The sequence below is a fragment of the Gilvimarinus sp. 1_MG-2023 genome (assembly GCF_030548285.1).
Map to the genome: position 1 here is coordinate 1 of NZ_JAUOSC010000013.1, position 21,954 is coordinate 21,954.

Consider the following 21,954-nt stretch of genomic DNA (forward strand, 5'->3'; position numbering starts at 1 on the left):
CGCATTCCGCATTCCGCATTCCGCATTCCGCATTCCGCATTCCGCATTCCGCATTCCGCATTCCGCATTCCGCATTCAACCAAAATACCGCTTTTTCTTGGTCGCTTTCATTTTGCTTAAGTCGCCCATAAACAAACCGTCCAGGCAGTTGCCGAAGTCGGAGTCGACGCTGAAGGCGATTAAGCTGTAGCCGCCGGGCTCGTAGAGGGCGGCGTACTGTTTGTACAGGGTGGGGAATTTGTGGCCGGCGGCACTGAATTGTTGCTGCATATGGCGCAGGGCGTCATCTTGCTCCAGTGCTTTAAACTCATTCAGTAATTGCTCATAAGTTTCCGGTTCTATCACATGGGGGTGAGGTGCCAGTGCCAGTGGTTGGCCGGTACTGAAATAGTGCTGGTAAAAGAACACGACTAAGTCGCGCAGGTGTTTGGGGTAGGTGTCGCTCATGCTCACCGGCCCCAGCACATAGCGCACCTGCGGGTTGTGGTTTAGGTAAGCCCCCAGCCCTTGCCATAGATAGTCCAGGCTGGCCTTGCCCCAGTAGTCGGGGTGAACAAAGCTGCGCCCGAGCTCCACGCCCTGCTCCAGATAGGTAAACATGGCGGGGTGATAGGTGAACAGTTCGTTCGTGTAGAGCCCCTCGGCGCCGTGTTCTTGCAAAATACGACCGCAATCGCCAATGCGGTAGGCGCCGGCAATGGTGAGGTTGGCGTCGTCCCACAGTACCAGGTGCAGGTAGTGATGATCGTACTTGTCGAGATCGCGCCGGGCGCCTGTGCCTTCGCCGACTTTGCGGAAGGTGTGTTCGCGCAGGCGGCCAACTTCTCGCAATATGGTGGGGTGCTCGGCGTAGTTGCACAAAAATATTTTGTTGTTGTCGGAGGTCGTGCCGATTTGCTGCGCTTGCGCGAATTCTTTGCGCAGGGCGCTGCGCTCCTCCGGGTGGGCGATGGTGCGTTCGGTGACGAATTGCGCATCGCGTTTTTTGCGCAGTTTATACAGGTGTTTTTTCAGCCGGCGAATCAGCGCTTTGTCGGCCAGATTTTTAGCCTCCAGCTCTGAGGCGGGAATCGTCTCGCCGATGCGCATACGAATTTCGGTGGATTGTTTTTTAAACATTTCGCGCGCCAGCAGCGCGGTACCGAACGGTTTGTAGAGCATGGAGGCGGAGTAAAACAGCAGCGAGTTTTTAGCGTCGATGCAGATGGGCAAAATGGGTGCGCCGGTTTTGCGGGCGAAGTGCAAAAAGCCCGCGTGCCATGCGCCATCGCGAATGCCTTTGGCGGTGGCGCGCGAGACTTCACCAGCGGGGAAAATGATGACCGCCTGCTCGTCTTTAAGCGCATCCATAATGGCTTTGTAGCTCTTGCGGTAAGCGCCGCGCGTCATATTGTCGAGGGGCAAGAACACGTCGTGCAATGGCTCAAAGGCCATCAGCATATCGTTGGCAACAATACGCACATCGGGCCGTACACTGCGCACCATATGCAACAGTGCCAGGCCGTCCAGCGAGCCGATGGGGTGGTTGGCAATAATAACCACCCGGCCCTGGGATGGAATGTTATTGCGGTCGCGCGAGCCCACACTGTAGTTAAAGTTGAAGTAGTCGAAAATCTGATCGATAAAATCGATGCCCTTTAGCCCCTCGTTGTCACGCAAAAAAGCGTTGATTTGCTGCTCGTGGGTTAAGCGGCGCAGCAGCGAAAGGGTGGGCTTTTTTAAGATGGGTTTGGTGGCGGCGAACCGCGGAAATTTATCGGTAACCGATTGTTCGATATTCAACATACGCATGGCCTGTCTTTATGGCCCCAGTTAAACTCTGGGGGCTAATGACAAGCTACGCTAGTGCGCTTTAATGACAGTTAGGTGATGCTTGGGTGACCAAATGATGACAGTGTTTGGCCGGCTGCTGAAAACCCCCTTATGTACTCAGGCTTTCAGGTTGCTTCGTCATTTAGACGTTATTTTGAAAGTGTTTGTCCACCCATCGAAAAGTGGCAGCGGCGACTACAGGTCAGTCTGTTAGCTGGGTTCATTTTGTCTCACAGCCGCCAGCAGCTGCGAGCTTTGGCGCTCAAGCAGTGCTTGGTAGGGGGGAAGTATACGATTGACACACTGTTGTTCGCACATAGCAATGTGGTCACTCAATGCATAGGAGTGAAGGCTTGGGTCCACCCAGATAGTGCCCATCGGCAGTTCTGGATAAATGGCGTTGTTATGAGCCGAGTCGGATAAGACCCGCGCGGCCACTTTAATGCGAGGGCTGGTTTGTTCTTGCGAGAGAGTGCAGGTTAGATGGCCAATGCATATACCGTAAAAGCTGGCGTCGTCACGGGTGTCGGCGTTCACTATTAAGGTGAGTCTGCCGTCTTCCAGACTGACCCACTGGCCGGCATACAGTGCCAATATGCCTTTCATTAACTGGTTGAATTTTTGCAGGCATTGCTGGTAACCGTGCAGTGATAACTGCTGTTGCAGTTGCTTTAAGTTGATTAGCTCAAGGTGCACGATGACAGTGCTGGTTTCGTATGGAGCATCGGCGCAATTGCTCAGAGGTTCTTCGCTTTCATCTGCCCCCGTTTCTTGCCACGCTGTTTGTTCTGGTGTTTCTTGCTCTGGCACCTCTTGTTCATGGGGCGCCTGTTCTGCCGCTGTTTCGGGGGCGTACAAGTCTGTGGTTGTATCGCAGGCGTGCTGGTCAGGCTCGGGCTGAGTAGGAGCGGATGTTTTGTCTGTCTGGTTTTGGCAAAGGTGGCGGTAACTGAGGGCGCAAATCGACATGGCAGCCATTACCATCAGCGCCCAAATAACAATATAGCGCGCGTAAATATAATGGGTGGGTGGCAGCGCTAGCGAAACGGTTAAATGCCCAGCGATGTGGGTGTCCAGAGTAATGGGGGCGCTAAAGTTAAGTTTGGCATAATGCTGCGGAGCATCCCCAGAGCCACTTTGCACCAACAGTTGGTTTTCTACATCGTGAATGGTGGCGCCGCTGACTCTCGGCTGTTGGGCAATGGCTTGCAGAATCACCTGCAGGCTGATCATGTCTTGGCTGATGGCGGGTTCAACCGCTTGTGACGCACCGCGCTCGGCCAAAGCTTCGCCGTAGTGGCTGGCATCCTGCTCCAGTTGCCCTTGAGCAAAATGCAACGTTAGCAAGGCGCCGGCCAAGCCCAATAGCGCCATCAGCGATAGGCATAAACCCAGCAAGGGGTGGCGGCTAAGGGTTTGCTTCAGTGTCATTTAAGGCTCAGTGTTCTCTGGTGGAAGGTGGCGCTGTAGTTGCTGTGGGGTATCTTAACGCAATTCACCGGTCGTGGGCACGGACCTTTGTCGGTTAGGTGAGGCTGGGGAACATAAAGCGTCATCGAGGGCAGTTTTTTTCCGGCCGTTGTTAGTATTTGACGACGGTTAAACGCTATAATGCCTGCTTTTATCATAGCGCTGGTGACCGTGAAAGAAATCGTCTTGATCAATGCCGTCGGGGAAGATAAGCCCGGTGTAACCTCTGCCATCACTCAGGTGCTTAATCGCTATCAGGCCGCTGTGCTCGATATTGGCCAAGCGGTGATTCACGATAACTTAACGTTAGGACTGCTGGTCGGTATTGACCCCGGTGCGGTTGAGCAAGAAACCCTTCTACAAGAAATCCGAGCGGCAGTGGCGGAGCTGTCAATTCAGGTGCGCTTTACCTGCATTGATGAAGCCAGTTACCAGCAGTGGGTTGAGCATCAAGGTAAGGCGCGCTATATCGTCACCCTGTTGGCGCGTGAGGTAACCGCTGGGCAAATTGCCGATCTGACTCAGGTGACGGTAAAGCACGGTTTAAATATCGACAATATTAATCGTTTGTCCGGGCGTATTCCCCTCGATGGACTCGACCAACGCAGCAGCTCTTGTGTGGAGTTTTCCGTGCGCGGCGAGCCGGCCGATCGCGAAGCACTGCGCGCCGACTTTATGGAGCTGTCGACTCATCACGAGGTTGATATTGCCTTCCAGCGCGACACAGTTTATCGCCGCAACCGCCGTTTAGTGTGCTTTGATATGGATTCGACCCTGATCGAGGCCGAGGTGATTGACGAATTAGCCAAAGCCGCGGGCGTGGGTGAGCAGGTGGCGGAAATTACCGAGCTTGCCATGCGTGGCGAGTTGGATTTTAACGAGAGCTTTGCCCGCCGTATGGCCCTGTTGAAAGGTTTGGACGAGACCGTTCTGGCCGATATTGCCAAGAATCTGCCCATTACCGAAGGGGCGGAAAAACTGATTAGCAGTTTAAAACACCTCGGTTATAAAACCGCGATTTTATCCGGTGGCTTCCAATATTTTGGTGAGTTTTTACAAAAGCGGTTAGGGGTGGATTATGTATTCGCCAACCAGCTGGAAATTGTCGACGGCAAAGTGACCGGTGAGGTAAAAGGCGAGGTGGTAAATGGTCAGCGCAAAGCGGAGTTATTAAAACTGCTGGCCGAGCGCGAGGGCATTACCGCCGAGCAAACCATTGCCGTGGGCGACGGCGCTAATGACCTGCCCATGCTCAGCGCCGCCGGCCTCGGAATAGCCTTTCGTGCTAAGCCTTTGGTGAAAGCCAGCGCCGAACAAGCCATTTCAACGCTGGGGCTAGATGCTATTCTCTATTTGATGGGGTTTCGGGATAGAGACCGGATTGTTTGAGGGCCCGTCCGATGCCTGATGTCGGACGTCTGATGCCAAGTGCCAAAGATCAGCGCGGGTTTGGCAGGGGAGTGGCTTGTACCGAAAAATTTTGACCTCAGACCTCAGACCTCAGACTCACCCTTCCATATTAAAATCGTAGCTCATCGACTCGGTGGGCTCTTGCAGGTAGTGGCCTTGAATGTAGTGCACACCTGCTTGCCATAATGTCGAGAGCACACTGGCGTTTTCCACAAAGGGGACGATGGTGATTTTTTCTTGCTCGTGTAGGCCGCCGAGTAGTTGGGTCAGCCCCTCGGGGCTTTCACTTTTGCTCTGAATGTCTTGAGTAAAGGAGCCGTCGACTTTAATGACTTTAGCGTTGACGTGTTTCAGTGCATTAAATGGATTCAGCGAGCAGCCAAAGTTACTGATAGACAGCATGGAGCCCAGTTTGTCCAATCCGTTGTTTAGCGCCTTGGCAGCGTTTAGGTGGTTGGTGATGTCGCGCTCTTGCACTTGGAAGGCAATTGCGTCGGCCGATAAGCCCGCAGCCTTAAAGGCGACGCCTAACCAAGGCACCAGGGACTCGTCACAAACCGAGACACGGTTGAGGTTGACGATTAACTTGGTGTGATTGCCTTGGGCGCGGTGCTCGGACAACATTTTAATCGACTCTAAGATAATCCAGCGATCCATCTTGCCGCCAATACCGGCATCAATGGCGGCGTCGATAAATTGCTCCGGTGGCAGTTGTTCACCACTGCCGCTTTTTAGACGGACCAAGACTTCGTAATGCTCCTCGTCGGAGCCGCGCAAGCTAATAATAGGCTGGAACATTAAATGGAACATGTCGTTATCCAGCGCATGACGCACATCGGCGATCATGTTCTTCTCTTGCCGCTCTTCATCACTCATGGGCGGCTCGTATAGCATGGCGGTGCACTCGTCACTGGCGCGCGCCTTTTCCATCGCATCGAGCGCTTGCTCAATGGCAGTTTCTGCTTTGCTGCTGTTTTCATTAATTACCGATACACCAATACTGGCGGTGACCTGCAAGGTTACATTTTTGATGTCGATAATATGTTCGGCAATAGCGGCGTTAATCTTTGTTGCGCGTTTTACTGCCTCCGATGTCGTGGTTGTGCCCGTCAGTAAGGTGAAGCTGTTATCGCCAAAACGCGCCAGCAATTCGCCTTTTTTGGTGACCTTGTTGATAAGCTGGGCGAGGTCGGCAATGGCCGCATCGGCGCCGCTGACGCCAAACTTGCCTTGTACGCTCTCGGTGTAATCGTCAATGTCAATATAGAGTAGGGCGCGGTTTTGATCGTCGCTGATGTTGTCGATGATTTTATCTGTCGCGCTCATCATGTAGCTACGATTGTATAAGCCGGTGACCACATCGAGTGATTTAGCCGCTTCGATTTCTTCGCTTGAGACCGCGTCGAGCTTGGTGGCTTTGGCTAAAAATTGCAGGCAGGGCTCATCATCGTAAGTGGCGTGGCTAACCTCTAGGGCAATAGGGGTAATACTGCCGTCTTGCTTAATGCCCTGAAATTTCAATTGCGAAGATTCAGCCCCAGCGCCTTTGAGGGTGAACTGTTTGATGAAGTCTTTCAGGTTTTTTTGATCCCGCTCAGCCACCATGTCCATGATGGGCATGCAGTCGATATCGTCTTTGTCTTCGTAGGCAAACAACTCGGCAAAAGACTCGTTGGCGTATAAGTAGAGACCGTCTTGCACGTAGGCGATTGCGTCGCGCGAGCTGTCGAGTAAGGATTGGGCGCGCCGTTCGGATTCGCGGAATTGGCGGTCGGCAATGCGTTTTTCCTGGCGCTGTTTGCGATTGAGCATTTCGCGATTGATGACCAGTAGTAAGTGCTGGTCTTCATCCAGGCGAATTACGTCGGCAGCGCCCAGTTTTAGGCCTTCCACCACCACTTGACTGCCTTCCTCGTCACTGAGCAGAAGGACGGGAACATCTTTGTTTAGGCGACGGATTTGCTGAACGGCGTCACTAGGTGCCAAATTTTGAGTTTTTTCATGGGCAATGAGTAAATCCCAAGCTTGCTCTTCCAGCAGCTTGGCTAACGAGTCGGCATTAGTAACATGTTGCGCTCGATTTGGTTTGCCAGCATTTTGCAGCATACTGATCAGGCGCTCAGCCTCTTGTTGTGAGTCGTTGAGGATGAGCAGGCGGATCGTATCGTTGGGATTCATAGAGTGTTATTGCGCTCTTTCTTTGTGGTGGTATGGTTGACGCCGTTATTGCTCGATGCTCTCACAAGTTAAACAGTCACTGCCATAGTAAGTTGTGAACTTGTTCGATCGCCGCTGCGGCATTGCATAAGGCCGCTGGTCGCCATTTCCTTGCTTTTTTTGTCGTACCAATACTGTATCGACCCTATATTACCCGAAACCGAGCCGACCACAACAGTCATTCGCTACTTGTTGAGTCGAGAATTGCCCTTGTGTGGATATATGCGACACAGTACGCCTTTCCAAAGCTTTAACTGCGCCACACGGAGTCAAAGTCTTCTGTATTTTGCTTCTGGGTATTTGCTTCCGCCGGGCTTTCGGCCGTTGCCAAGGTTTTGTAGGCAAATTGACTGATGGAGCCGGTAGTAAATAGGCGCCTGGTCAGCTGTAAAGTGGTCACGCGGCCGCCTTGGTACAGCTTGACCTTTTGTTGCTCATGAAAGCTGACCGAGTTGGTAAGCAAGCTGGCTGGCCGGTTTGCCAATCGCTGGGCCGGCAGAGCCAAGACCCGGTGGTACTCGGCTGAATCACCGGTTTTTTGAATAGGAGCCGCCGCCGCAGGGTGGGCTTGGGGGGCGAGTAATTGAACGCCGAGTTGGCTGGAACTGCGCGATTGTTGCACCCAGCGCACCGCCGCAATGGCCCACTTATGGCGACCGGGTTCGCGCACACCGAGAATCTCTCCGGCCTTTAACTGAACTGGACTTTCGGTGTGCCACTCTAAGCAGTAACCGCCGGCGCTGACATCCACCACCTCTACCGAAAAAATAGGGTGCTGTCCGCGGTAACGCATGAGCGTTGAGCGGCGCAAGGCCTCATCAATATTGGTTGTGGCCTGTAATGAAGAGGCAAAGCGCGGTTTGGCAACATCAAAAGCCTCTCCCCAGGGGTCGGCTTGGTTAGGATCAATTTGGTCTTTTAATTTTATGCTGCGTTTTTGATAGATGCTATCTTCATCATCTACATCTAGACCTGATGACTGTCGAATAAATAGATTAAATGGCGTTTCGTCGGCCACATGAAAATGCAGGTTGGTGAGCCCGACGGTTACTTCCAGTTGACCATCACCGGCCGTACGTTCGAAATTGCGTAGCGCCGGCTGTTGCCAGGCGTTAATAGCGTGACCCAATAAACCCGTGTTGAGCTTGAGCGCTTTCATCCGTTCGGGGTCGGTTACCATGTCATTTAGGCATTGGCATAACTCGGTCGTATCCAGTTGGCGAACATCTTGACTTTCGTACAGGGGCAGGCGAGTTCGGTAAACCGGAGGGGTGTCGCTGTCGAGCATTAAGCTGTATAAATTTTGCGCTGTATCGGGGTCGAGTTGATTCAGCGATGTTTTGGCAGACAGCTCTTCCAGAGCATTGTACACATTAAACAGATCATTCTGACGCAATTGATTGGGGCGGCCCGCCGCGAGCAAGATGACGCGCAAATAAGCTTGTTCGATTGTTCGCACACCGCGCTGACCCGACATAGGGTCTTTCACCAGCTCTTGAGATAGGCCTTCGAGCTCGGCCAGACGGTAAAGTGTGTGCAGCTCGCTCCATACCTGGTGTGGGGTTGGAGTGTAGAGTTGATAGCTGCGTAACAGTAGCAACCCCAAGCCGGTGATTGCACGGTGAATACAGGTGGCTTTGGTTTGTGCACAAGCTTTGTTGTTAAAGGTGTCGCGCACAGCGCTGGAGTAAGCGTTGCTCAAATGTTTTTGTAAGGCTTGAGCGACCGTGGCGGCTTTGCGTGCGGGGTCGGGCAAAATAATGGGCTGGTTCAAAAAGCCTTTCGACAGGCCAGAGATGCAACCAAACACCACCGGTCGGACGACTTCCAGCAGGTTAAAATGGTTTTCGCCATCGGTTTTTAAACGCGCCAGTTCGGGCAAGGCAGAGTAAAGCACCGCACTGATAAAACTGGTGCGAGTCAGGGGGAGGGAGTCTACCCACTGTTCTATGCTTTTGACGGTCGGGCTCTTGCAAAAGCTGAGTTGTTTTAGATTTGGCTCAGGCAGTCTCAAACGCTTTAGCAGTGCTTGTTGAGAGGGCTCGTTTGTCATCATCTATGGCTTATCGTTGCTTTGATAATAGGAATATAGCGGATAACCATGCACTGTGTCGCCCTCGCTGGCAATAGATGTTGTAACAAGTGCCTCAGTCAACCTAAAAATAACCCATATAGGGGCTTGGATAAGCTTGCGACTGCATTTTAAAAAACAGGTGTTTTGCTGGGTTCGCCGGCAATCTCTTGCACCAATTTGGGGACTAAGTAGCCCGATACACTCTCGCGTAACGCCTTATGTAGCGCGCGGGCCTTGGGCAGTGGCACGTCAAAATGGGCCGCGCCCTGAACTTTATCTAGGGTATGCAAATAATAGGGCAGTACCCCGCATTGGAATAAACGCTCACTGAGTGCTTTGAGCGTCTCAACCGAATCGTTCACGCCGCGCAAAAGCACGGTTTGATTGAGCAGGGTGACGCCGGCCTGTTGCAGTTGGCCCAGGGCTGTGGCGACCTCGTGGTTAATCTCGTTGGCATGGTTGGCGTGAATCACCAGAACATTGTTAAACCGATCGCTGGCCAGCCACTGCAGGCACTCACTGGTAATGCGTGAAGGCACCACGATAGGCAAGCGAGTGTGTACCCGCAAACGAGTAATGTGAGGAATCTCAGCAATTTGTGCGGTTAGCCAGGCGAGAGTGTTGTCCGGTGCGTTGAGTGGGTCGCCGCCGCTGAAGATGACCTCGTTAATGGAGGGCTCGCGGGCAATATAGTCCAGTGCTTTGCGCCATGTGTTGCGGTTGGGGCGGTTATCTTCATACGGGAAGTGACGGCGAAAACAGTAGCGGCAATTAATCGCGCAGCTGCCGGTCACCACCAGCAGCACTCGGCTTTGGTATTTGTGAATAAGCCCCGGGTGGGGGTTGGCCGCAACTTCACCCAGCGGGTCTTGGCTGTAACCGGGCTCGGCCAATAACTCATCACCCAAGGGTAAAACTTGGCGCAGCAGGGGGTCATTGGGGTTGCCTATCTCCATGCGGGCAACAAAGCTGCGCGGTACTCGCAGAGCAAACTTTTGGCCGGCTAAGTGCGCGGCGGGTAAGTCTTTCGGGTCCAGTTTCAGCAGCTCAAATAGCGCCTCAGGGGTGCGAATTAGGTTTTTCAGCGCCTCTTGCCAGCTTTCGGTGTGCCATGTGGGGGCGGTTCGATGTATCATTGGCGCCTTTACATTTTTGCTAAATAAATACGAGAGGGGTTATGGCGACCTATTCTATCAGTGATTTCCGTACCGGGCTGAAAGTAATGCTGGACGGCGATCCATGTAACATTGTTGAAAATGAGCTAGTAAAGCCGGGTAAAGGGCAGGCGTTTAACCGCGTGAAGTTGCGTAACCTGACCACCGGTCGTGTATGGGATCGTACTTTCCGTTCCAACGAAAGCTTGGAAAGTGCCGATGTGATGGACCGCGATATGGAGTATCTCTATAACGACGGCGAATTTTGGCACTTTATGGACCCTGACAATTTCGACCAGTTTGCCGCCGACGAAAAGGCTGTGGCAGACGCGGTTAAATGGTTGCGCGAGCAAGATAAGTGCGTGGTCACTCTGTTTAACAACGCGCCGCTGGTGGTTACCCCGCCCAATCACGTTGAGCTGGAAGTGACCGAGACCGATCCCGGTTTGAAAGGCGATACGGCTCAAGGTGGCACCAAGCCTGCGACGTTAAGTACCGGGGCTGTGATCAAAGTTCCGCTGTTTATGAATGAAGGTGATGTGGTACGTGTGGATACCCGTACAGGCGAATATTTGGGGCGCGCGACCAAAGACTGATTACTCGATGAGTGATGATTACGCTCCTACCGCTACGCCCGACGCCCTTGAGGCGCGGGCGCATCTCTACCAGCAAGTTCGCCTGTTCTTCGCTACCCGCAATGTGCTTGAAGTCGAAGTGCCTTTATTGAGCGCGCGCTTTGTTACCGACCCCTTTATTCAGCCCATCATCGCCCGGCGCAATGACCAGTGCGCTTATCTGCAAAGCTCGCCAGAGTACGCGTTAAAACGCTTGCTGGCGGCCGTGCCTCGTTGCGTTTACTCGCTCGGTAAAGCTTTTCGCGACGGGGAAAACAGCACACGGCACAACAGTGAATTTACCCTGCTGGAATGGTACCGCCTGGGCATGGATGACCGCGCTTTGATGGGTGAGGTGGCCGAGGTCGTTGCCTTGGCCATGCCTGATGTGGCGATAAACTATAGCAGTTACCAACAGTGGTTTATTGATGAGCTTGAACTGAATCCGCATTTAGCAACGGCCTCCGAGTTGGCAACTGTAGCCAGCCGTTTTATTGAGATTAATGGCACGGGCCTGAGTAGAGACGACTGGTTGGATTTATTGATTACGCACGTTCTTGAGCCGCGCCTGCCGCCCGGGCTTACATTTATTTACGATTATCCCGCCTCTCAGGCGGCACTGGCTCGAATTGTGCCTGATGAAACAGGACAACCGGTAGCGCGGCGCTTTGAAGCTTTTCTCAATGGGATGGAGCTTGCCAACGGGTACTGGGAGTTGACCGACGCCCATGAATTAACTCAGCGCTTTGCCGCCGATCGCGCGAAGCGCCAAGCACTGGGTTTGCCCGATGTCCGGGCTGACGAACGTTTGCTGGCGGCCCTGGAGGCGGGCTTACCAGCTTGTGCCGGTGTCGCCTTGGGGGTGGACCGTTTATTAATGCATATATTGGGCGCCACGAGTATTGAGCAGGTGCTGACGTTTCCTACCGCGCGGGCCTAAGCTGAACCGGTAAAGGTTTTCCACAGTGTGCGAGTTGTGCATAACTCGACCTATTTTGGTTCACCGCTGGCCTTGGCATGATGAACGCGGTGGTCAACCACGGTTGCAAGTGCACAATTGGCGAGCGCTGTCGTCTATTCCCTGATCGAAATGAAGCGTTTTAAGGTGCTGATTTTGTGTGACTTTTGCACTGGATGCGAATCGCACAGTTTGGTTCAGGCCAGTGTTCGCGGGGTCTGGCGGAGGTTACGCAAAGCCCGTGCACAAAGTTATCCACAGCGAATGTGGATAATGAATACTTTTGGAATAAGGCCGCTGACGCGGATTGGAAAATTCCACTAAAATAGCCTTTTTAACTACGGAGAATGTTGATGCAACAGTTACCCGAAACCCTGCGGGAAAACGTCCGCTTACTAGGGGAATTACTGGGCGAGACCATTCGCGACCACGAGGGCGAAGAGCGTTTTAGCAGGATCGAACAGATCCGCCAGTTGGGCAAGAGTATCAACCAGAGCGAAAATGATGACTCCAGTGCTCTGGTGGAGTTGTTGGGCGAGCTGAACGACGAGGAAATCCTTCCTATCGTGCGGGCCTTTAATCAATTCTTAAACCTAGCCAATATGGCCGACCAAGAATACAGCGCCAGTGCTGAGGCTGAACCTGAGGATGGTTTAAAAGCCATGTTGCTCAACTTTTCGCAAACTTACGGGCGGGAAAAGCTGACCGATGTCATTCGTGAGCTGCGCATCGAGCTGGTGTTAACGGCTCACCCCACCGAGGTGACCCGACGCACGCTGATTCGCAAGTACGATCAAATCGTCAATACTCTGTCCGATCAGCAGCGTGGCAACTTGTTGTCTTTTGAAGAGGACAAAATTGGCGGTCGCTTGCACCGGCTGGTGGAAGAGATGTGGTCCACCGATGAAATTCGCAGCGAGCGTCCATCCGCAGTGGATGAGGCCAAGTGGGGTTTTGCGGTAGTAGAAAACAGTTTGTGGCAAGCGGTGCCCGACTTTATTCGCCATCTGGACCGTATGTGTCATCGCCACCTGGATTTAAAATTACCCCTGGATTTACACCCGTTCCACTTTTTCTCGTGGATGGGCGGCGATCGCGACGGCAACCCCAATGTCACCCATGAGGTGACACGCGAAGTGTTACTGTTGGGGCGCTGGATGGCGGCAGAGCTCTACTTGCGCGATATACAGGGCCTGTATGGTGATTTAAGTATGCACGCCGCCAGCGAAGAGTTGCGCGAGCAAGTGGGCGACTCCGATACGCCGTATCGCGATTTTCTGGCGCAGTTGCGCAAACGTATTCAGGCTACCCTGGACTGGGCTGAAGGCACTTTGAAAGGGGAAGCGCCGGCCAAGCCCGCCGGACTAATTGAGAGCCGCGAGGATTTGCTTGAGCCATTGATGCTCTGCTATCGCTCGCTCAATGATGTGGGCTTGCCGCATATCGCCAATGGCCCACTGTTGGACACTATCCGCCGCGTACACAGTTTTGGCATCAATCTGGTGCCTCTGGATGTGCGACAGGACGGCGAGCGCCACGTGGCCGTTATGGATGAGTTGACCCAATACCTGGATATGGGTAGCTATCTGGAGTGGGACGAAGCCAAACGGCAAGCGTTTTTGCTTAAACATTTGCAAGACAAGCGACCTTTGATACCAGCCCAGTGGCCGGTCAGTGACGAGGGCGCCGAAGTATTGAAAACCTGTCGGGTAATTGCCAGTGAACCGGCCGAAACCCTGTCCACCTATATTATCTCTATGGCACAACAGCCGTCGGATGTATTGGTGGTGGCGCTGCTATTGCGCGAGAGCGGCATGAGCTGGAATATGCCCATTGTGCCATTGTTTGAAACTCTGGATGATCTGGACCGCTCCGCCCAGGTGATGGATCTGTTATGGCAATTGCCTTGGTACCGCGACTATACCGACACCAAACAAACCGTGATGATTGGTTACTCGGACTCGGCCAAAGACGCCGGCAAATTTGCCGCTACCTGGGCTCAGTACAAATCGCAAGAGCGCTTAGTACAGCTGGCCGATAAACACGAAGTGGATTTAGTTTTGTTCCACGGTCGCGGCGGTACCGTAGGCCGGGGCGGCGGCCCGGTGGAAAAGGCCATGGCCTCGCAGCCGCCGGGTTCGGTGAAAGGCAAAATTCGGGTCACCGAGCAGGGCGAAATGATCCGCTATAAATTCGGCTTACCTAAAATTGCTTTTAGTAGCTTGTCTACTTATATGGTGGCAACTTTGCGCGCGACACTGGAGCCGCACGAAGCGCCGCAGGCGCAGTGGCGCGATCTAATCGAGCGTATGGCGCAGGCCAGCCTCGAAGGGTATCGCCGAGTCGTTCAGGGGCACCCACAGTTTGTGCCTTACTTTCGGTCGTTAACGCCCGAGCAAGAGTTGGGCCTTTTGGCGCTGGGGTCGCGTCCTGCCAAGCGCAAATCCACCGGCGGTGTCGAAAGTCTACGCGCTATTCCCTGGGTCTTTGCCTGGATGCAAGTGCGCTTAAATCTGCCCGCTTGGTTGGGTACCCGTCAGGCGCTGGAGTTTGCCCTGAAAGAGTCACCCACAACGTTGAACGATATGGTCGACAACTGGCCGTTCTTCTCATCATTTTTGGATTTGCTGGAAATGGTCATCGGCAAAGCCGACACGCCCATCGCCGCCTATTACGAAAAGCAGTTGGTGCCACAAGAGTTGCACCCGCTGGGGCAGGAATTGCGGGCGGATCTTGGTGCGCTGGAAGTGCTGATTAACCGGATTAAAAAACAAGATGAACTGTTTGATTCCGATCCGGTGCTGCGCCAGACACTCAGTGTGCGCAAACCTTACATAGACCCGCTCAACTACCTGCAGGCGGAGCTACTCAAGCGTTATCGCAGTGGCAAACCCTTTAGCGACGAGCTAGAGCGTGCATTGAAAGTGACCATGGCGGGCATTTCCGCGGGAATGCGTAATACCGGCTGACGGGGTCTGGTTTGACGAAGAAAGACACGGGGTGCTTGAAAGCGCTCCGTGTCTTTTGGGTTTATGAATGCAAAAAATCTAAATTTTCAATTGTTGCTTTCGATAATCCGTGGGGGTCATGCCCACTCGTTTTTTGAATAATGTGTTAAATGTTGCTTTGCTGTTAAAGCCTGAGTCGTAAAGAATATCGAGAATGCCTCTGTTTTTATGATCAGGGTCGGAAAGTAATGCTTGCGCTTTGTCTATGCGATAACTATTAATGAATTCATAAAAGTTTTTACCAAAGTGCCGATTGAATATAGCGGATAAGGTTTTGGTTGGAACGCCTACCATATTGGCTAATTCTTCAACGGTCAGAGCGTGATGTAAGTGGGGGGATTTTTTCTCCATCAGTTCCAGCAATCCTCGAACCTCTTTGTCGTTGAAAGTTACCTTTTCGGGCTCTTGTTTTTTTGCTTGGCTCTCATCCACAGTGCCAACCAGAGCCGAATGTCTTAAGCTAAAAAATATTAAGACACTAACCAATAAAAAAGTTAAATAATTGGCTGTTAGCCCCATGGTTCGAAAGTCGAACGAAAGTCCAAAATGAACGCTGCATAAAATCATAAGACTAACGATCACTGCGATAATTCTCAGCACTAAAAAACCATCGACTAAAAGGTTAAGCCAGCGAAAATCAATGCTCTGAATGTCAGAAAAATTCTGCCGAATATGTGAACGATAACGGCGAATTTCAATGACACACAAGACGCCAAAGATGACACGCAAAATCTCTCGGGCAAAGGTTACATAGTTCATGTATTTGGGCGCCACAGCAAGATCGTAACCTTGCTGAAGGGCAGTTTTCACATCGTCAGACAGGCTGTAATAAAACAGAATTTCATAGGCTAAGTACAGGAAAAAAGGCAGTAAATAAATATACTCGTAGAGCCTTGGGCGGTAGTTTTTGTACAGTGATGATCGTGTATACCATAGCAATAAGGGCCCTTCCAGCCAGTATGCAAAGCCAAACACGTAAAATAGATTGGGAGAAAATTCCAGTGCGACAAAGCGAAACTCTTCGCCAAAGTTAATTAAAATATCTAACGGAATGGCTGCATGTGATAGTAAAAAAAGCGCCAAAAATAGATTTCTGGGTAGATGGCCGCGACTAACCGCCAGGAGTAGCAGTGCGTAAAGTACACATTGATACGCGGTCATCAACAGCACTACATCGTGGGTGTTGAATAAAACTGAATCCATAGAGTCTCATCTTATTTTTATAATCATTAGATTTTATCCATCGCTTTGAGAGGCGAGATGAAGTCTAGATTAGTAGCTATTGGTCGGTATACCAAGTTCTTTTATGCATTTAGGAGTAAAAATCTCCAGATGTTAACTAATGTGCCATCCTTTGCTGTGCCTTGCTTGTGGAGGTTCGAATTTTATCTGAACGTTCAAATTTTATCCTTTTTAATGTGTTGGACGCTTTTGGTTAGGTGTCGTGGTTAAGTGTCTCGCCTCTCGCGTGGCTCAATATGAAAATGCCGAGCTATCTGCGATGGAAACATTGTTAATAACAACGAAGAAATTTGGAGAGTCCTGTGGATATAATAAAGAAACGCTGTAAAGCGCGCCGGCATTTACTGGCTACCGCTGTGGCTGGCACATTGAGTCTTGTGGGTGCAGCGAATGCATTTTCTCAAGTCAATATTTTAGAAAATTCAACGTTCGACGATAACGCATTTCCTTGGAAAAATAGTGCGGACTGGGGGGAGGCGACTTTAACCTCTTCAGTTGATAATGGTGAGTTATGCGTCAATATAATTGACTCGGGTTCAGTTGCATGGCATGTAACCTTGCGTCACGAGAACTTAAGCCTAAAAGCTGGCACTACCTACTCCTATGCTTATGATGTTAGAGCAACGCAATCAGCGTCGCTGAATTTTCAGGTTACTCATGAGTTGGGTGATTGGATTGGAATCGCTACCTCAGGCACGCAAAGTGTTGGCACAACGGTTAGTCGAAAAACCGGAACTTTTACCCCCAACGCTGATTACGACGGGGCGTTTTTTGGCTTTCACATGGGGGGCAATTTAACCTCCGCAGGCACTGAAGTGTGCTTCGATAATATTGAATTATATTGTCCGGACTGTGAGCCGGAAGTGCCCGAAGTACCCGCCTCCTTGGTACACGTGAATCAAGCAGGCTATCTGCCATCGCTTGAAAAAGTGGCCTCTTATGCTGTGCCTGGCACGGCAACTAATAAGGCTACGCCCAGAGCCTGGCGATTACTGCAAGGTTCACGTGAAGACGCGATCGCGGGTACCGCTACAGAAATTGCTGCCGGTTCTACGTCTGTGGTTGGTGAAGACAGTGCATCGGGCGACTATTTGCATACGGTGGATTTTTCGAGCGTTACAGCGACAGGCTCAGCATTCGTGCTAGAGGTTCTGGAGGACGGTGAGCAGAATCTTAGCCCAATTTTTTCAATTCAAAGTGACGCCTATAGCGACTTAAAATACGATGCCTTGGCCTATTTTTATCATAACCGAGCGGGTAGCGCAGTCGATGCCAGCTTAGTTCGTGCAGATTTGGCTCGTGCTGCAGGACATGAGTATGACAACAATTTATCAACTAAGGGTTGTCTCGACGGCAGTTTTGAATGTCGTGAAAATATTGATGCGAGTGGTGGATGGTACGATGCTGGCGACCACGGTAAGTATGTGGTGAATGGTGGTATCTCGGTTTGGACCATGTTAAATCAGTACGAGCGTTCGTTGCATTTAGGTGCCAATGCAGGTGAGTTTGCTGACGGCACTATGGCGATCCCCGAGTCTGGTAATGGTACGGCAGATATTCTTGACGAAGCTCGCTATGAAATCGAGTGGATGTTGAAAATGCAGATACCCGCTGGTTATGAAAATGCTGGCATGGTGTATCACAAGCTACACGATGATAGTTGGACGCCGAGTGCATTTAACCCAGCTAGTGCGACCCCCTCGATGAACCCGCGACACATTTGGGCCCCATCAACGGCAGCTACCTTAAATCTTGCCGCTGTGGGCGCGCAGTGCTATCGAGTCTTTAACACAATCGATCCAGTGTTGGCTGATGAGTGTTTAACCAAAGCTAAAAATGCGTATCAAGCCGCAAAGAGCTCCTCCTACATGCCCGCACCTTATACCAGCCCTGCCGGTGATGGTGGTGGCCAATATGAAGACTTGCCAGGAGATCGTAACGCTGCGAGTTCAAGTTATGTAGCGGATGAGCATTACTGGGCTGCGACAGAGCTTTATATCGCTGCCACATTAGATGCTGGCACCGATGCCAGTGTGTATGCTGCGGATATGCAAGCGGCTACGGATTATCACCTGCTGCTGCCCAGTGCTGACCCGCAAACCAGTATGACTTGGGCACATGTTTCTGGATTGGGGGTAATGTCACTGGCAACCGCTGGTGAGGCCGCCGGTGCAAATAGTAATTGGGTCAGTCAGGCACGCTTGGCAGTAACCAATCGCGCTAATGATTATGTAACGGCCAGTCAAAGTGAAGGTTATGGCGTTCCCTTTAATGTTGATACTGTGTATTGGGGATCTAACTCTAATGTGCTGAATAATGCAGTGGTTATGGGGCTTGCCCGGGATTTCACTGGCTGCTCCAATGATGAATACCTCCAAGCTATGAATCGGGCCATGGGTTACCTAATGGGACGTAACCCTATGGGAACTGCCTATGTCACAGGTTACGGTGAAAAGGCGGTACAGAACCCGCACCATCGTTACTGGGCTAATAGTTTGAACAGTAATTTTCCTGCTCCACCTTCAGGTGTATTGGTTGGTGGTCCGAATGCGGGCATGGACGATCCGATAGCGCAAGTATTACTCGATGGATGCGATCCGTTGAAGTGCTATGTGGATGAGTTGGAGGCCTACTCAACCAACGAAATCACGATTAATTGGAACACGCCTTTAGCGTGGGTTAGCTCTTACCTGGATGAAGCTGCTAGCGGTGTACTGCCTCAGGCGTGTGGTGGTTTAGTTGCCAAAGAAGAGACTTTAGAGATTGGTGAGGCGAGTGTAGGCACACTTGATTTGGCTGCTCTTAATAACGCCCTGCCAGGTGATCTGTTTGTTATTGTTGAGCCTCCTGAATTTGGTACAGCCAGTATTAATGCCAATGGCGTATTGACGTACAGTGTCGATGTGCAGAGTGGCGAGGATACCTTGGTTTACGAGTTGCACCGTGGAACAGAGGTGTCTGCTGGCGCGACTGTCACTATCACGGCAGAGACTTCACCTTTAAGTTGTACTTGGCAAGTCGTACAAGATGTCGACGCATATAACAGCCATTGGAATGCTGAGCTATTACTTGAAAACAATTCAGCTCAAGATGTTGATGGTTGGGAGTTAGCTGTAACTCTCGGTGCGGATAATGCATTGGGTAGTGAGTGGTATACGGTTCCAAGCTATGCCGTGACATCTGGCAATAGTACTTCGGGAAGTATCTGGTCGGTTGTAGATAGCGGCTGGAACGCATATATTCCCGCTGGTGGCAACATAACTTTAACTTTAGTGGGTTATGACCCAACATTAAAACACTGGGAATCTGGCTTTAATGGTTATACGTCCGCCGATATTCTTAGCGTTGGTGGTGATTGCGGCTCGCCAGCCGTTAAGACCGTCGATATTGTTGAGTTGGAAGGTGGTACAAATGGTTCGTTTACAGGTGATGATTATGTCGTGCTTAGTTGGTTTAATAATAGTGGAAAACCTTTACATTTGACTGATGAGCAAGGCAATCGATTGGAGCTAACCGAGCGTGGGGATGAGGTTAGAATTATTCCGCAAGGAAACTGGACCCGAATTGAAGCTCGATTGTTCCAATTACGTGAATTAACATCCTTGGATATGTCGCCTGGCACACATACTTGGACAGTCGCTACTGATTCAGGTCTTCCTCAAGAAACCAGTAACCCGATCAGCATTACTATCTCTAACGAGGCGGTTCTAAGATGCAGTGTTGGCATCACAACACGTTATAGCGACGGGGATTGGATGGGTAGTTTTGAGTTGACGAATACTAGCGATCAACCTATCACCGATTGGAGCTTAGTGTTAGAGTGGCCAAGCGATGGTTATTTAAAAGCTCCTGCAAATATACAAAATTACTTTTCTAGCAGTGAGTATGAGGTCGTTCAAGAAGAAACATGGCTATACCGTATAGAGTCGAAGGACACAACGATTGCACCGGGAGCGACACTGACCAATGTGTACCGTGGTATTGTTTGGCCTGAAAGTGACTCTTGGGCAGTGTCTAATCCAACAGTTATTGCCGAACCAGGTGGGCTGCACTGTTACTAACACGAGTAATTAGAGCGGGGGAAATGACCTGCTCATATTGCTATTTAGTATCCTATAGCCAATGTTTGACATGCTGCCGCGCAGCACTATTGATCCACCGGGTTGGTATCCGGTAAACGAGGGGCAGCATTGGCTGCCCTTTTTTTGCAACGTTAAACAGTTTTAAATACGCTTGATTATCGGATAATAAGTGCAATTTCCAAAAAGCGTCGATGTGTGAGGTGCAGTGGGCAGTTTTTATGGCCTTAATTGATGTAACATTCTCTGCAGCGACATTTTTAGCGGCAGAGGTTTACATTGGTGGATGCCAAAACTGAGGTGGAAAATTTAGAGCAAGTTATGGATCGCGTTGTTAAAACAGCCGAAGGGCACAATGCGGTAACTCTCGATCTGATTCTCAGCGCCATTGGTCAGCGCTCCTACGGCCCGGTACTGCTACTGGTGGGGCTAATTGTGCTCGCCCCGCTCATCGGGGACATACCTGGCGTGCCAACACTCTGTGCCATCATTGTATTACTCTTTTCTGTACAATTAATGTTGCAGCGCGAACATTTTTGGTTGCCTAACTGGTTGCTGAACCGTTCCGTTAAAACCAGCAGCTTAATTAAAGCGGTTAAATTATCGCGTAAGCCCGCTCGCTTTGTTGATCGTTTAGTCAAGCCTCGGCTCATCTTTTTAATTCGTGGGTTTATACCCACCCGCTGTGTCGCTCTGTGCAGTATCTTTATCGCTCTAATGATGCCGTTAATGGAGTTTATTCCCTTTAGCGCCAACTTGGCCGGCGGGGTGCTCACCTGCTTTGGTCTGGCGCTAATCGCTCGCGATGGCGTGTTGGCAGTGCTGGCATTCTCACTGATGTTAGCCAGTGCGAGTTTGGTGTTTTATGGGATTTGGGGGTGAGCCTAAAGGGCTACAATAAGCCTTGATGTAGGTGTGGGGTGGTTGAGAGCTTACACAGAGCGTTAGGGCTGTATTTAACTATTGGCTTTTGTCGTGAAAGGTTTTAGCAAAGCTACCGTCCGACTTTAATTCTCGCAAAGTTTTGTCAATTAATTTTGCCAGTTGATGTCCCCGGTCAGTATCCTGATAGGCGATATAAACAGGCATTTGCGACAGCTGCTGCTCAGGATTGTATTGCATTTGATCCAACTGCCCGGTGTTTTTAAATGCTTGACGCCCCGAGTGCTCCTCCACAACAATGGCATCAACCCGGCCACGCACAAGCATTTTTACACTTTGTTCATCGCTACTGGATAATTCAAGCTTTAGGCTTTTATTGTTGAGTAAGGCGGGTGTATAAGGGTAGCCTCGGGTGATGCCAATACGCTTTCCTGCTAAGTCGCTCATACTGCTTAATAAGGGTGTTCCGCGCCGCGTGAAAACAAAATCTTCTTTCGTGTAAATGGTTTCTTGGCTTTTAATTACGCGGTGCTCTGGGGAAATCATACCCTCGAGCGCGGGTAGGAATATATCAATTTCCCCTTGAATGAAAAAACGAGTGGCTCGCTTGGCTGGAGTAACAATGATGTTTAGCTTGAGATCGGCATCTTGGGCAATGCGTTGCATCAGCTCAATAAACCTTCCTTTTTCTGGGCTCTCAACCATAAGGGGTATGGGGAAGGTGCCAACTTGAACCGGATCATCTTGGCCAAGGCACAAGGGGGCGCTTAAGCTGACGATGGTTAGCAATAGGCGGATGAGACGTGACATGTACCGTCCTTAGTGAAAAGTCTAGTAATGTTGCTGGTTGCAGAGCATACATTGAGTTTAGCAAATATATTTGTGTGTCGTCCTGGGTAGGTCAATGCCTGATTGATTCTGAATTCATGGGCGATATAAGAGAGGGGGGTGCAGTATCCTTGGCCACACTTTAATTTGCATGGTATTGATACGTGTGTACGCTATTTACAACGGCCAGTAAAAAGGGTTCCGTT

13 protein-coding genes are annotated in these 21,954 nt (G+C 51.0%); 6 read left to right on the plus strand and 7 right to left on the minus strand.

The window, feature by feature from the left end; genetic code table 11:
* Positions 1-75: 75 nt before the first annotated feature.
* Both Q4563_RS13085 and Q4563_RS13090 read right to left on the minus strand, forming a co-directional pair.
* Positions 76-1,785: a GNAT family N-acyltransferase gene (locus Q4563_RS13085; RefSeq protein WP_215976141.1), complete on the minus strand. Its 1,710-nt coding sequence runs from the start codon at positions 1,783-1,785 to the stop codon at positions 76-78.
* Between the two features lie 237 nt (positions 1,786-2,022).
* Positions 2,023-3,243 (minus strand): hypothetical protein, encoded by a 1,221-nt coding sequence (locus Q4563_RS13090; RefSeq protein WP_215976140.1) that lies wholly within the window; start codon positions 3,241-3,243, stop codon positions 2,023-2,025.
* A gap of 210 nt (positions 3,244-3,453) precedes the next feature.
* Here Q4563_RS13090 and serB point away from each other — a divergent pair, with 210 nt between their 5' ends.
* Positions 3,454-4,671: a phosphoserine phosphatase SerB gene (gene serB, locus Q4563_RS13095; protein WP_303604833.1), complete on the plus strand. Its 1,218-nt coding sequence runs from the start codon at positions 3,454-3,456 to the stop codon at positions 4,669-4,671.
* A gap of 117 nt (positions 4,672-4,788) precedes the next feature.
* Here the strand turns inward: serB and Q4563_RS13100 are convergent, their stop codons facing one another.
* From Q4563_RS13100 to epmB, 3 genes are all read right to left on the minus strand, one after another.
* Positions 4,789-6,870 (minus strand): EAL domain-containing response regulator, encoded by a 2,082-nt coding sequence (locus Q4563_RS13100; RefSeq protein ID WP_303604785.1) that lies wholly within the window; start codon positions 6,868-6,870, stop codon positions 4,789-4,791.
* A 289-nt stretch (positions 6,871-7,159) separates the two neighbouring features.
* Entirely contained in the window at positions 7,160-8,965 is a 1,806-nt protein-coding gene (locus tag Q4563_RS13105; protein ID WP_303604786.1) for a hypothetical protein, read from the minus strand.
* A 146-nt stretch (positions 8,966-9,111) separates the two neighbouring features.
* Complete coding sequence (gene epmB, locus Q4563_RS13110; RefSeq protein WP_303604787.1) at positions 9,112-10,119, minus strand: EF-P beta-lysylation protein EpmB; 1,008 nt, start codon at positions 10,117-10,119, stop codon at positions 9,112-9,114.
* Positions 10,120-10,160: 41 nt separating this feature from the next.
* On the opposite strand from epmB, the gene efp reads away from it, so the two are divergent.
* The 3 genes from efp to ppc all read left to right on the plus strand — a co-directional run bounded on the left by efp (position 10,161) and on the right by ppc (position 14,678).
* Positions 10,161-10,733, plus strand: a complete 573-nt coding sequence (gene efp / locus Q4563_RS13115) for an elongation factor P (RefSeq protein ID WP_303604788.1) — start codon at positions 10,161-10,163, stop codon at positions 10,731-10,733.
* Between the two features lie 7 nt (positions 10,734-10,740).
* Positions 10,741-11,691: an EF-P lysine aminoacylase EpmA gene (epmA, locus tag Q4563_RS13120; protein ID WP_303604789.1), complete on the plus strand. Its 951-nt coding sequence runs from the start codon at positions 10,741-10,743 to the stop codon at positions 11,689-11,691.
* Positions 11,692-12,062: 371 nt separating this feature from the next.
* Complete coding sequence (ppc, locus tag Q4563_RS13125) at positions 12,063-14,678, plus strand: phosphoenolpyruvate carboxylase (RefSeq protein ID WP_303604790.1); 2,616 nt, start codon at positions 12,063-12,065, stop codon at positions 14,676-14,678.
* Positions 14,679-14,756: 78 nt separating this feature from the next.
* On the opposite strand, the gene Q4563_RS13130 is transcribed toward ppc, so the two are convergent.
* Positions 14,757-15,920: a helix-turn-helix domain-containing protein gene (locus Q4563_RS13130; RefSeq protein WP_303604791.1), complete on the minus strand. Its 1,164-nt coding sequence runs from the start codon at positions 15,918-15,920 to the stop codon at positions 14,757-14,759.
* 341 nt (positions 15,921-16,261) lie between these two features.
* Here Q4563_RS13130 and Q4563_RS13135 point away from each other — a divergent pair, with 341 nt between their 5' ends.
* Both Q4563_RS13135 and Q4563_RS13140 read left to right on the plus strand, forming a co-directional pair.
* Entirely contained in the window at positions 16,262-20,020 is a 3,759-nt protein-coding gene (locus Q4563_RS13135; RefSeq protein WP_303604792.1) for a glycoside hydrolase family 9 protein, read from the plus strand.
* 300 nt (positions 20,021-20,320) lie between these two features.
* Positions 20,321-20,920, plus strand: coding sequence for an exopolysaccharide biosynthesis protein (locus Q4563_RS13140; RefSeq protein ID WP_303604793.1), 600 nt, complete (start codon positions 20,321-20,323; stop codon positions 20,918-20,920).
* Positions 20,921-20,998: 78 nt separating this feature from the next.
* Here the strand turns inward: Q4563_RS13140 and Q4563_RS13145 are convergent, their stop codons facing one another.
* Positions 20,999-21,730: a substrate-binding periplasmic protein gene (locus Q4563_RS13145; RefSeq protein ID WP_215975712.1), complete on the minus strand. Its 732-nt coding sequence runs from the start codon at positions 21,728-21,730 to the stop codon at positions 20,999-21,001.
* Positions 21,731-21,954: the final 224 nt, after the last annotated feature.